Origin of the sequence: Pseudomonas sp. PB105 (assembly GCF_009764655.1) — a bacterium.
GTDB lineage: Bacteria > Pseudomonadota > Gammaproteobacteria > Pseudomonadales > Pseudomonadaceae > Aquipseudomonas > Aquipseudomonas cyclaminis.
Map to the genome: position 1 here is coordinate 124,494 of NZ_RWIO01000026.1, position 12,512 is coordinate 137,005.

11 protein-coding genes and 1 pseudogene are annotated in these 12,512 nt (G+C 61.4%); 7 read left to right on the top strand and 5 right to left on the bottom strand.

The window, feature by feature from the left end; translation table 11 throughout:
• Positions 1-176: 176 nt before the first annotated feature.
• Entirely contained in the window at positions 177-1,739 is a 1,563-nt protein-coding gene (locus EJD88_RS03975; RefSeq protein WP_099584103.1) for a sigma-54-dependent transcriptional regulator, read from the bottom strand.
• A gap of 257 nt (positions 1,740-1,996) precedes the next feature.
• Here EJD88_RS03975 and phhA point away from each other — a divergent pair, with 257 nt between their 5' ends.
• From phhA to EJD88_RS03990, 3 genes are all read left to right on the top strand, one after another.
• A complete protein-coding gene (gene phhA / locus EJD88_RS03980) occupies positions 1,997-2,788 on the top strand; it encodes a phenylalanine 4-monooxygenase (RefSeq protein WP_099584102.1) in 792 nt (263 codons plus the stop codon).
• Positions 2,789-2,887: 99 nt separating this feature from the next.
• Positions 2,888-3,244 (top strand): 4a-hydroxytetrahydrobiopterin dehydratase, encoded by a 357-nt coding sequence (locus EJD88_RS03985; protein WP_158876892.1) that lies wholly within the window; start codon positions 2,888-2,890, stop codon positions 3,242-3,244.
• On the top strand, positions 3,244-4,437 hold the full coding sequence (locus EJD88_RS03990; protein WP_158876894.1) for an amino acid aminotransferase: 1,194 nt from the start codon (positions 3,244-3,246) through the stop codon (positions 4,435-4,437). Before EJD88_RS03985 ends, EJD88_RS03990 begins: the two co-directional genes overlap by 1 nt.
• A gap of 62 nt (positions 4,438-4,499) precedes the next feature.
• Here the strand turns inward: EJD88_RS03990 and EJD88_RS03995 are convergent, their stop codons facing one another.
• Positions 4,500-5,309 (bottom strand): UDP-2,3-diacylglucosamine diphosphatase, encoded by an 810-nt coding sequence (locus tag EJD88_RS03995; RefSeq protein ID WP_099584100.1) that lies wholly within the window; start codon positions 5,307-5,309, stop codon positions 4,500-4,502.
• Positions 5,310-5,384: 75 nt separating this feature from the next.
• Between EJD88_RS03995 and EJD88_RS04000 the strand changes: the two are divergent.
• The 3 genes and pseudogenes from EJD88_RS04000 to EJD88_RS04010 form a co-directional block, all read left to right on the top strand.
• A pseudogene (locus EJD88_RS04000) lies at positions 5,385-5,525 on the top strand (AraC family transcriptional regulator); the annotation flags it as partial.
• A gap of 147 nt (positions 5,526-5,672) precedes the next feature.
• A complete protein-coding gene (locus tag EJD88_RS04005; protein ID WP_099584099.1) occupies positions 5,673-6,557 on the top strand; it encodes a DMT family transporter in 885 nt (294 codons plus the stop codon).
• 132 nt (positions 6,558-6,689) lie between these two features.
• A complete protein-coding gene (locus EJD88_RS04010) occupies positions 6,690-6,971 on the top strand; it encodes a hypothetical protein (RefSeq protein ID WP_112196380.1) in 282 nt (93 codons plus the stop codon).
• Positions 6,972-7,010: 39 nt separating this feature from the next.
• On the opposite strand, the gene EJD88_RS04015 is transcribed toward EJD88_RS04010, so the two are convergent.
• The gene (locus EJD88_RS04015) at positions 7,011-7,298 is read right to left on the bottom strand and encodes a SelT/SelW/SelH family protein (protein ID WP_099584163.1); all 288 of its coding nucleotides are present in this window, start codon (positions 7,296-7,298) and stop codon (positions 7,011-7,013) included.
• 84 nt (positions 7,299-7,382) lie between these two features.
• Between EJD88_RS04015 and EJD88_RS04020 the strand changes: the two genes are divergently transcribed.
• Positions 7,383-9,572, top strand: a complete 2,190-nt coding sequence (locus EJD88_RS04020; protein ID WP_158876896.1) for a patatin-like phospholipase family protein — start codon at positions 7,383-7,385, stop codon at positions 9,570-9,572.
• Positions 9,573-9,675: 103 nt separating this feature from the next.
• Here the strand turns inward: EJD88_RS04020 and EJD88_RS04025 are convergent, their stop codons facing one another.
• Together EJD88_RS04025 and recQ are read right to left on the bottom strand one after the other, a co-directional pair.
• A complete protein-coding gene (locus EJD88_RS04025) occupies positions 9,676-10,110 on the bottom strand; it encodes a MarR family transcriptional regulator (RefSeq protein WP_028617350.1) in 435 nt (144 codons plus the stop codon).
• A gap of 121 nt (positions 10,111-10,231) precedes the next feature.
• A complete protein-coding gene (recQ, locus tag EJD88_RS04030; protein WP_158876898.1) occupies positions 10,232-12,358 on the bottom strand; it encodes a DNA helicase RecQ in 2,127 nt (708 codons plus the stop codon).
• Positions 12,359-12,512: the final 154 nt, after the last annotated feature.

A 12,512-nucleotide genomic window follows, 5' to 3' on the forward strand; every position in this document is an offset into this window, starting at 1 on the left:
CGAAAAAACGGCGGACTACTGCCGCTTCCGGCAACTACCGGTCAGGAAAACGACGAAGATCAATTGTGGGAGGGGGCTTGCCCCCGATGACGGTGGTTCAGTTGCTGATGTATGAGTGACACACGGCTATCGGGGGCAAGCCCCCTCCCACATTTTGCCCCCACAGCGTCAGTTGATTATTTTTCGACCTTGAGAATTTCGTGATCGCGCAGTTTGTTGGCGATGGTGGTGTGCGACACCCCCAAGCGCTTCCCCAACTGGCGGCTGCTCGGATGCTCGGCATACAAACTTTCCAGCACCGCCTTCTCAAAGCGTCCGACAATCGCCTCCAACCCACCCTCCAGGGAAAAATCGCCAAGTGGCTGACGCACGCCGTAATCCGGCAAGCGAATATGCTCGACCTTCACCGTCCCGCCCTCGCACAGCGACACCGCCTGGAACAGCACGTTTTCCAACTGCCGCACATTGCCCGGCCAGTGGTAGTGGCTGAGTCGCTCCATCGCCGCCGGCGCGAGCTTGGGCAGCGGGCAACCGATCTGGCGGCTGGCCTGATCGAGAAAGTGTTCAACCAAAGGCCCCAGCCCATCCAGGCATTCGCGCAGCGGCGGGATGTGCAGCGACAGCACGTTAAGGCGGTGATAGAGATCCTGACGGAATTCGCCACGGGCGCAGAGTTCGGACAAATCCACCTGGGTCGCACAGATCACTCGCACATCCAGATACACCTCTTCATCACTGCCCACCCGACGAAAGCAACCGTCCTGCAGAAAGCGCAGCAGTTTCACCTGCAGGCGCGCACTCATTTCCCCCACACCATCGAGAAACAACGTACCGCCCGCCGTCAACTCCAGCAGCCCCAGCTTGCCTTCGGCCCGCGCGCCTTCGAACGCGCCGGGGCCGTAGCCGAACAACTCGGTCTCGGCCATCGACTCCGGCAGACCGGCACAATTGAGCGCCATCAGCGGCGATTGCCCACGGGGGCTGGCCAGGTGACAGGCGCGGGCCAGCAGTTCCTTGCCAGTGCCGGTTTCGCCTTCTATTAATAGCGGCGCATCCAACGGTGCCATGCGCCGGGCTTCACGCACTACCGCCGCCATGACTTTGGAGCTTTGGAAGATGCTGTCAAAGCCGCGCAACTCCTGCTTGCGCACGTTATAGATGCGCTCGCCTACGCGGTCGGCGCGGTGCAAGGTCAGCACGGCGCCGGCCATGGCTTCGCTGTCATCGTGCTCGGAGGATTGCAGCGGCGCGATGTCCGCCAGGAACACGTCACCCTTGACCTTGACCCGCAGTCCATTGATCCGCGACTTGCTCGCACGCACCAGTTCCGGCAAGTCAAAGTCCTCGGCGTAGCGCGACAGTGGAATGCCCGGCACCTCGTCCACCCGCACCCCGAGCAACTGCGCCGCCGCACGGTTGGCAGCGACGATGGAGCCGCCCATGTCGATGGACAGCACTGGAAATTCCAAGGCGCCGAGCAAGGCATTGAGCTCCATGTGCCTACGCTCACTGGGCATCAGCCCTACCCTTTTCACGCCAAACACCCCGGCAATCGCCTCGAACTGCGGGCGCAGCGCCTGGAACTGCATGTTCACCAGGTTCGGGCAAAACAGGTAAATGGCATTGCCATGCTCGCCGCCGACTTCGCCCTTGGCGACGTTGACGCCGTACTCCACCAGCAGGTTGAGGATGTCCCGCAGGATGCCGATGCGGTTTTGGCAGTGCACTTTGATACGCATGAAAGGGCCCGAACAATGGGTAGGCGCCGGGTCTTTTTGACGCTGGGCGCAGATAGTCGTCAAGATTATGTGACAGTTTGTGTGCCTTTCCCAGCCCAATGCCGCGACGAACCGCACATGCGTAACGATTACTTTACGAAAATCCGCGTTATTTCCTACAAATCCACTTTACCGGCGGATGGAATCTCGCCTTGCAACGGTTATCAATAGGTTCATCGCAGGACATAACAAGAACGAATGCCTAGCAGGAGAGCCGTATGAAACAGACGCACTACGTGGCCCGCGAGCCAGATGCGCAAGGTTTTATCCATTACCCGCCGGAAGAACACGCGGTGTGGAACACCCTGATCACGCGCCAGTTGAAAGTGATTGAAGGCCGCGCCTGCCAGGAATACCTGGACGGCATCGACAAACTCGGCCTGCCCCTGGATCGCATCCCACAATTGGGCGAAATCAATAAAGTCCTGGCCGAGACCACCGGCTGGCAAGTCGCCCGCGTCCCCGCGCTGATCCCCTTCCAGACCTTTTTCGAACTGCTCGCCAGCAAGCAATTTCCGGTGGCGACGTTTATTCGTACCCGCGAAGAACTGGATTACCTGCAAGAGCCGGATATTTTCCACGAGATCTTCGGCCACTGCCCGCTGCTGACAAACCCCTGGTTCGCCGAATTCACCCACACCTACGGCAAGCTCGGCCTGGCGGCCACCAAAGAGCAACGGGTGTACCTGGCGCGCCTGTACTGGATGACCATCGAGTTTGGCCTGGTGGACACGCCCGCAGGTCGACGCATCTATGGTGGCGGTATTCTGTCGTCGCCCAAGGAAAGCGTGTACTGCCTGTCGGACGAGCCCGAGCATCAAGCCTTCGACCCGCTGGAAGCGATGCGCACGCCGTATCGCATCGACATCCTGCAACCGCTCTACTTCGTACTGCCCGAACTCAAGCGCCTGTTCGACGTGGCGCAGGAAGACATCATGGGCATGGTCGAGCACGGCATGCAGCTTGGCTTGCACGCCCCCAAGTTCCCGCCCAAACCAAAGGCTGCTTGAACTGCGTCTTTTAAGGCCAGGTGAGTCTGTTCCCTGGCCCCGCGTTGCTTTAGGGTAACGCCCACTGATCTTCACTCATTCGAATTCAGGACATCCCACATGACCACCTTGAACCAAGCCCACTGCGAAGCCTGCCGCGCCGATGCCCCGCAAGTCAGCGATGAAGAGTTGCCGGTGCTGATCAAGCAGATCCCCGACTGGAACATCGAAGTCCGCGACGGCGTCATGCAGTTGGAAAAGGTTTTCCTGTTCAAGAACTTCAAGTTCGCCCTCGCCTTCACCAATGCCATGGGTGCCATCTCCGAAGCCGAAGGCCATCACCCTGGCCTGCTCACCGAATGGGGCAAGGTCACCGTGACCTGGTGGAGCCACTCCATCAAGGGCCTGCACCGCAATGACTTCATCATGGCCGCGCGCACCGACGAAGTGGCCAAGGACGCCGAGGGCCGCAAGTAATGCACTTCGATGCCATTGGCCGCGTGCCCGGCGACCCGATCCTCGGGTTGATGGACCTGTATGCCCAGGACACCAACCCAGACAAGTTCGACCTCGGCGTAGGCGTCTATAAAGACGACCAGGGCCTGACGCCGATTCTGCACTCGGTGAAGCTCGCCGAGCAGCGTCTGGTCGACACCCAAACCACCAAGACCTACATCGGCGGCCATGGCGATGCCCGCTTCGGCACGCTGATCCGCGAACTGGTGCTGGGCGCCGACTCCACACTGATCCGCGACCGCCGCGCCGGCGCCACCCAGACCCCAGGCGGCACCGGCGCGCTGCGCCTGAGCGCCGACTTCATCGCCCATAGCCTGCCAGGCCGTGGCGTGTGGCTGAGCAACCCGACCTGGCCGATCCACGAAAGCATTTTCGCCAAGGCCGGGCTCAAGGTCAGTCACTATCCGTATGTAGGCGCCGACAATCGCCTGGATGTGGCGGCGATGCTGGCCACCCTTTCCACGGTGCCCCAGGGCGACGTGGTCCTGCTGCATGCCTGCTGCCACAACCCGACCGGTTTCGACCTGTCCCAGGACGACTGGCGCCAGGTGCTGCAGATCGTGCGCGAGCGCCAGTTGCTGCCGCTGATCGACTTCGCCTACCAGGGTTTTGGCGACGGCCTGGCGCAGGACGCCTGGGCAGTGCGGCTGTTTGCTGCAGAATTGCCGGAAGTGCTGGTCACCAGTTCCTGTTCGAAGAACTTCGGCCTGTACAGCGACCGGGTCGGCGCACTGATCGTGTGTGCGGCAGATGCCGAGAAGCTCACGGATGTGCGCAGCCAACTGGCGAATATCGCGCGTAACTTGTGGTCCACGCCGCCGGATCATGGTGCTGCGGTGGTCGCGACCATCCTCGGTGATGCGGAGCTGAAAAAACTCTGGAGTGAAGAAGTCGAAACCATGCGTGCGCGGATCGCCCAGTTGCGATCCGGACTGGTCGAGGCGCTGGCACCCCATGGTCTGGCCGAACGGTTTGCGCACATTGGCGCGCAGCGCGGGATGTTTTCCTATACCGGCTTGAGTGCCGAACAGGTCAAGCAACTGCGTGAGAAGCACAGCGTGTATATGGTCAGTTCAGGGCGGGCAAATGTGGCCGGGGCGGACGCGACGCGATTGGCTCAGCTGGCCCAGGCCATCGCCGACGTCTCCAACTGAAAAAACCGGGACTTAATGTGGGAGGGGGCTTGCCTCCTCCCACATTTAGACTGCGTTGACCGCTAGCCCGCGACCATTTCTGCCTTGAGCAGCGCTTCCTTGGCCTGTGCATCCGCCAAGCGATACAACTCGATGCTCCCATCCCAGTGTTCGATCAACGCCGTGCACGACTCCACCCAATCACCGCAATTGAGGTAGTCCACCTCGCCGACCTTGCGAATCTCCGCATGGTGAATATGCCCGCACACCACGCCATGTAATTCGCGCTTGGTCACTTCATGGGCGATGGCTTCTTCGAAATCACTGATAAAGCTCACGGCGGTTTTGACCTTGTGCTTCAGGTACGCCGACAGCGACCAATAGCCATAGCCGTACCGCGCACGCCAGTGGTTCAACCAGCGGTTCAACGTGAGGGTAAATTCGTAGGCCGAGTCGCCGAGGAAGGCGAGCCAGCGGTGATAGCGGGTGATGACATCGAACTGATCACCGTGGATCACCAGTAAATGCCGGCCATCGGCGGTTACGTGCACCGCCTCATCCACCAACTGGATATTGCCCAGGATCAGTTTGGAATAGCGGCGCAGGAACTCATCATGGTTGCCGGTGACGTAGATCACCTCAGTGCCACGCTTGGCCATGGTCAGCAAGCGGCGGATCACGTTGGTGTGGGCCTGGGGCCAGTACATGCCGCCGCGCATTTTCCAGCCGTCGATGATATCGCCCACCAAATACACCTTGTCGGCGTGGTAGCCCTTGAGGAAGTGCGACAAATGTTCGGCCTGGCAATCCCGGGTGCCCAAGTGCACGTCGGAAATCCACAGGGTGCGTACGCGCTGCTTGCGGCTGGGTTTGGTGAACTCGGCACTGGTCATGGGCATCCCTCGACGCTGTTTTCGCGAGCTTGCGCCCTGGCGATTAATAGCCCATGACAGCTGTGCGTCAGTCTGATGACAGCGCCCATCGCCCACAGCCATGACCATGCGCAGTTGGTGTTCGGGCTGTCCGGTCATCTGGACCTGGAAGTCGATGGCCGTGGCAGCCAGGTGCGCGAAAGCAGCGTGATGGTGCTGCCCTTTTCTGCCCACCACGTTGCGCGAGTTTGGCGCCTCTCCCGGCGCGTTGCGGCGCTCGGCATAAGGCGAGTCTTACGCTAAAAATCGCGAGCTGCGCGACAGACGTCCGCACCCGTACCCTCTAGACTGCGATTCTGTTACCCCGTTGGTTCAAGGATCGCAATGACTCCCCGTTCAGCCCTCGGCGCCTTGCATATCGGCGCATTGATGTTTGGCCTTACCGGTGTATTCGGCAAGCTGGCGGCCGCCTCGCCGGCCATTATCGTCTTCGGTCGCGCCGCGTTCGCCGTCATTGCCCTGGCCGTGTTTGCGCGCTTCGCCAGCAACGCCCCGTGGAAAACCCTGGAACTGCGCGACTGGAAACGCCTGCTGGTCAGCGGCGTATTACTGGCCGCGCATTGGGTAACCTTCTTTATCGCAGTCAAGGTGGCGGGCGTGGCCGTCGCCACCCTTGGCTTCACCGCGTTCCCGGCGTTTACCGTGATCCTTGAAGGGCTGATCTTCCGCGAGCGCATTCGCGCCAATGAAGTCGTGCTGGTGGCGCTCGTCACCGTCGGCCTGGTGCTGGTGACGCCGGACTTCAACCTGGCCAGCGAAGCCACCGGCGGTTTGCTCTGGGGCATCGCCTCGGGGCTGTTGTTCTCGTTGTTGTCGCTGAATAACCGCGCCAGCTCCGGGCGGATTCCTGCCGTACAGGCTGCACTGTGTCAGAACGTGGTAGTCGCGGTGTGCCTGCTGCCCGTAGCCGCACCGGGACTTGCGGATGTGCGTGCGCTGGACTGGTTGTGGATCGGCCTGCTCGGCGTGTTCTGCACCGGCCTGGCCCACAGCCTGTTTGTCGCCAGCCTCGCGGTGATCAAGGCGCGCACCGCCTCCGTGGTTTTTGCCATGGAGCCGGTCTACGGCATCACAGTGGCCTGGCTGCTGTTCGCCGAAACCCCGACACTGCGCATGCTGTTGGGAGGCGCGCTGATCATCGTCGCCATCGTGCTTTCAGGGCTGATGGGTAGTGCCAGCCAGGCCAAACAGCCGACAGCAACGGCCTGATCTATACTTTAAACATCCGCAACAGTCTGTAGTCGTTCAACGGATAACTGACCGCCCGACAACAGCCTTGATGTGCTCTGCAGTTGCTGCAAGCGAGTGGTCACTCCTTAAACGCGATGCAGGGGTTACACCATGGAAATGTTTATCAGCTTGCTGGTTCAAATCATCAGCGGTGTCGTCGGCGGCAATGTGGCCGGCATGACCAAACAAAGCCTGGGCACCGGGCTCAATACGATGCTGGGCGGTATCGGCGGGCTCGTACTGGGCCAGGTCGCTGCGGCACTGACGGGCACTTCGGGCGGCGAGGCGCTGGATGTGGCGGCGGTCGGCAGCAATATTGTCGGCGGCGGCGTCGGCGGCCTGTTGCTGACGTGGCTCGTGGGCTTCATCAAAAGCAAGATGGCCGCCAAGTAGCGGCCTCCATCCGTCACCGCCAGCCGATGGCGGTGACCTTCACGGCGTGCGGTCGTTGTGCCCCAGGTCACGCTGCGGGTCGATCTGATCGCGCACGCGCTGCTTGAGCACCTTGGCCTCAGGGAAACCGCCGTCAGCCTTGCGCTCCCAGATCTGCACGCCATCGCAGGTGATGCGAAACGCACCGCCAGTTGCCGGCTCCAGCGACACTTTGCCCAGGTCATCGGCAAAGGTGCTTAACAGCTCCTGCGCCAGCCACGCGGCGCGCAGCAGCCATTGGCACTGGGTGCAATAGGTGATCACGATCTCGGGTTTGCTGGCGGACATCATTTGACAAGTTCCTGGCATGACGAGGGATGAGGTTCGAGTGGCTATAATACCGGCCTTTATCGCCCAGCCCTGAGATTCCTGATGCGCCGCCTGCTGTCCTGCCTGTTTCTGTGCCTCGTCCCCCTGCTTGCCGATGCCGTAGAGCCGCCCCGCCCGAAAATCGGCCTGGTGCTGTCCGGCGGTGCCGCCCGCGGGCTGGCGCACATTGGCGTGCTCAAGGCCCTGGAGGAACAGGGCATCCATATCGACGCCATCGCCGGCACCAGCATGGGTGCGGTGATTGGTGGGCTGTATGCCTCAGGCTACAAGATCGACGAACTGGAAAAGCTCGCCCTCGGCATCGACTGGCAGCAGGCGTTGTCCGACGCACCGCCGCGTGAAGACGTGCCGTTTCGGCGCAAGCAGGATGACCGGGATTTCCTGGTCAAGCAGAAGCTCAGCTTTCGCGATGACGGCAGCCTCGGCCTTCCGCTCGGCGTGATCCAGGGCCAGAACCTGGCGCTGCTGCTGGAAAGCATGTTCGCCCACAGCAGCAACACGCGCAATTTTGACAAGCTGCCGATCCCCTTCCGCGCCGTGGCCACAGACATCACGACTGGCGAAAAAGTGGTGTTCAGCAAGGGCCATCTGCCCCAGGTGATCCGCGCCAGTATGTCGATTCCGGCAGTGTTCGCCCCGGTCGAGCTGGATGGCCGGCTACTGGTGGATGGCGGCATGACCGATAACATCCCGCTGGATGTGGCGCGGGAGATGGGCGTGGATATCGCCATCGTGGTCGACATCGGCACCCCGCTGCGCTCGCGCAAGCAACTCGCCACCGTGGTGGACGTACTCAACCAGTCCATCACCCTGATGACCCGGCGCAACTCCGAGGAACAACTCAAGGCCCTCAACCCCAAGGACGTGCTGATCCAGCCGCCCCTGGCGGCCTATGGCGTGACCGACTTTGGCCGCGCCAAGGACATGATCGACGCCGGCTACCGCGCCACCCGCGCCCTCGATCTGCGCCTGGCCCATTTACGCCCCGCCGAACCGGTTGACCCCCAACTGGCGGCCGCGCGCACGCCGGGCGAGCGCACCCCGGTGATCACTGCGATCCTGCTGGAAAACGACTCGAAAGTCAGCGACGACGTGATCCGCTATTACATCCGCCAACCGCTGGGCGAACCCTTGAACCTCGGCCGCCTGCAAACCGACATGGGCACCTTGTATGGCCTGGATTACTTCGAGCAGGTGCAATACCGCGTGGTGAAAAAGGGCCAGGACAACACCCTGGTGATCAGTGCACGCGGCAAGCGCAGCGGCACCGACTACCTGCGCCTGGGCTTGAACCTGTCAGACGATATGCGCGGCGACAGCGCCTTCAACCTTGGCGCGAGCTACCGCATGAACGGCATCAACCGACTCGGCGCTGAATGGCTCACGCGGGTACAGATCGGTGATCGGCAAGAACTGTACAGCGAATTCTACCAACCGATGGACGCGGGCTCACGCTACTTCATCGCGCCCTACCTCAGCGCCCAGGCGCAGAACGTCGAGCTGATTCTGGACAACGACCCCATCTCCGAATACCGCCTGGAGCGCTATGGTTTCGGCCTGAACGTGGGGCGCCAGATCGGCAACAGCGGCGAGATCCGCTTCGGCGTCGGCGAGGCCTGGGGCAAGGCGGATGTGCGCATCGGCGACCGCGACCTGCCGAGCGTGAGTTTCAGCGAAGGCTTCTATGAGCTGAAGTACTCCTTCGACTCCCTCGATAACGTGTACTTCCCGCACACCGGCGAAGACATCGGCCTGGCCTACCGCGAGTTCGAACCGGGACTGGGTTCGGACCAGCGCTATCGACAGTGGGAATTCAAACTGGACAAGGCCATGAGCCATGGCCCGGACACGCTGGTGCTGGGCGGTCGCTACGGGCGCACCCTGGATGATTCGGATGTGGTGATTTCCAGCTTCCTGCTGGGCGGTGCGCGGCAGTTGTCGGGCTTCCGCCAGGATGCAATTTCCGGGCAGAACATCAGCCTGATGCGTGCGGTCTACTACCGCCGACTGACGCCGCGTTCCTACTTGCCGTTGGATTTCCCACTGTATATGGGCGCATCCCTGGAGCGGGGCCGGGCATGGAACAACGACAATGAGTTCGACAGCGGATATATCAACGCTGCAAGTATTTTCCTGGGGTTTGATACGCCGTTGGGGCCACTGAATTTCAGCTATGGGTTCAACGACGATAATCAGAAGGCGGTGTACCTGAACCTGGGGCAGACGTTCTGACGCTACGCCGAACCCGTGTTGAAGCGCTTAATTGTGGTTAGCCCGCTCACCACAACAGGCTCGCTAACCACAGCAAGCCAGCCGGGCATAATCAGCGTTTAGATCAGGACTTTTCCAGATTCGCCAGAATGTGCCCATGCACGCGCATGCACACGCTCAAATCCGCTTCATCCACGCCCACGAACAACTCGTGGCGCAGCGCGGTGGCAATGGTTTCAATCTGTTCGATCAACGGCCGTGCGGTGTCACACAGCAGGATGCGTTTGGCGCGTCGGTCTTCCACCACCGCCTGGCGTTGCACCAGGCCCTGGCCTTCAAGGCTGTCGAGCAAGCGCGCCAGGGTCGGCCCTTCTACACCAACGCTTTGCGCCAGCTCGCGCTGGGTGGGGGCCTCTTCGAAACGGGCCAGGTGCAGCAGCACCAGCCAGCGCGCCTGGGACAAGCCCAGCCCCGCCAAACGGCGGTCGAGTTCGGCGCGCCAACCTCGGGACATTTGCGCCAGTTGCATGCCAAAGCGGTGTTGATCGGTTAACGGCATAAAAAACTCATGGGTTAGACTGAAAATAAAGTGTGGCTAATTATTAGCCAGCTAAGCATGAGCCCCGCCACTAGGCAAGAGTTGCTATGTACTGAATCGTTACGTTGTCGTAATTGACACACTAAATTTCGAATTCAGACTGCAAAGCGGCCCGCACGCAGTACAAAACGCCCTCAGGCACACGTCCGGCAAACAGGGGTGCGATCTCAGCAACGGGTGGCAATTCGCCTTCTCCGTCGAGGAATGCGTCCTGGATTTCACCGAGCAAATCTTCCGGTAAATCAAGGGCCTGCTCCAAGGACAGCTGCTGCTTGCCGATCGATTCAGCGAGCAAGGTGTAGACGTTCTTCTCCGAGCATTGCAACTGGCCGGCGATCTGGATCGGGGTCATGCCGGCACGTGCCAGGCTGATGAGTTCGTGGCGGATATCGGCGATTTCCTTCGGCGCTTCGGCCTGGCCGCCGAGCACTTCGAGGAACGCCTGGCCGTAGCGCTCCAGCTTGCGCGCACCAACACCGCTGACCCGCGCCATCTCGGCCATGGTGGTGGGCTGCTCGCGCAGCATTTCCAGCAAGGTGGAATCGGGGAAAATAACGTACGGCGGCACGCTGTGTTCCTGGGCCAGCTTGCGCCGCAGGGTACGCAGGGCTTCCCACTGTTCGCGCTCCTCGCCCCGTACGAGCTGGCTGGCCTGACTGGTGCTGGTCTTGGCGGTGGTTTGCGGCTTGAGGTCGCGACGCAGTTCCAGGCTCACTTCACCCTTGAGCAGCGGGCGGCAGCTGTCGTTAAGACGCAGACCGCCGTAGCCTTCGATATCGATGTCCACCAGGCCGCGTGCGACCATCTGACGGAACAGCGAACGCCACTCGCCCTCGGCGCGGGCTTTGCCGACACCGTAGACCGAGAGTTTCTCGTGGCCGAAACTGCGGACTTTTTCGTTGTCCTTGCCCAGCAACACATCCACCAGATGGCCCACGCCGTAGCGCTGGCCAGTGCGGTAGATAGTCGACAGCGCCTGGCGCGCCGGCTCGGTGGCGTCCCACGTCTGCACGCCATCCATGCAGTTATCACAGTGGCCGCACGGCTGCGGCATGTCTTCGTCGAAATACGCCAGCAGGGTCTGGCGGCGGCAGCGGGTCTCTTCGCACAGCGAGAGCATGGCGTCGAGCTTGTGCTGCTCCAGGCGCTTGTGGCGCTCGTCGCCTTCGGAGTTCTGCAGCATCTGCTTGAGCATCACCACGTCCTGCAGGCCGTAGACCATCCATGCATCCGCCGGCAGGCCATCACGGCCGGCGCGGCCAGTTTCCTGGTAGTACGCCTCAAGGGATTTGGGCAGGTCCATGTGGGCCACGAAGCGCACGTTGGATTTATCGATGCCCATGCCGAACGCGATGGTGGCCACCATGATCAAGCCTTCCTCGTTGAGGAAGCGCTTCTGGTGAGCAGAGCGGGTTTCGTTGGGCAAACCAGCGTGATACGGCAGCGCCGGATAGCCTTGTTCACAGAGAAATGCAGCGACTTCATCGACCTTCTTGCGCGACAGGCAGTAGACGATGCCCGCATCGCTGCGTCGTTCAGAGAGGAACGCGAGCAACTGCTTGCGCGGCTGCTCCTTGGGCACGATGCGGTAGAAAATATTCGGCCGGTCAAAGCTCGACAGGAAACGCTCGGCATTCTGCAGGTGCAGGCGTTCGACGATTTCTTCGCGGGTGCGCTTGTCGGCCGTGGCGGTCAGGGCAATGCGCGGAACGTCGGGAAACAGCTCGGCCAATTGACCCAGCTGCAAATACTCGCGGCGGAAATCATGACCCCACTGGGAGACACAGTGGGCTTCGTCGATGGCGAACAGGGCAATTTCCAGGCTCTGCAAAAACGCCAGCATGCGCGGCTGCACCAGGCGCTCGGGGGCCAGGTAGAGCATTTTGACTTCGCCGCGCTTGATGCGTGCGGCCAGGTCGCGCTGCTGCTCGGCGCTGAGGGTGGAGTTCAGGGCAGCCGCGGCGACGCCGAGCTCTTCCAGGGTCGCGACCTGGTCGTCCATCAGCGCGATCAGCGGCGATACCACCACGGCCAGCCCGTTGCGCAACAACGCCGGCACCTGGAAACACAATGACTTGCCGCCGCCGGTAGGCATCAGTACCAGGGCATCACCACCCTTGGCCACGCGCTCAATGATCGCACCCTGGCGGCCACGAAAACTGTCGTAGCCGAAGATGTCCTTGAGGACGCGTTGAGCCTGATCGAGCATGTATAACTCCAACAAAATAGTGCCGAAATCCCTCTGTACAGGCTGGTCGAAAAAACGCGGGGTCACGAAAAATAATCCGTAAGCGAAGTTTTCTCGACCTGGCGCTTGGCCTGCAGGGGCATCACAAAACGCGGCAGTATACCCGAGCGCCATC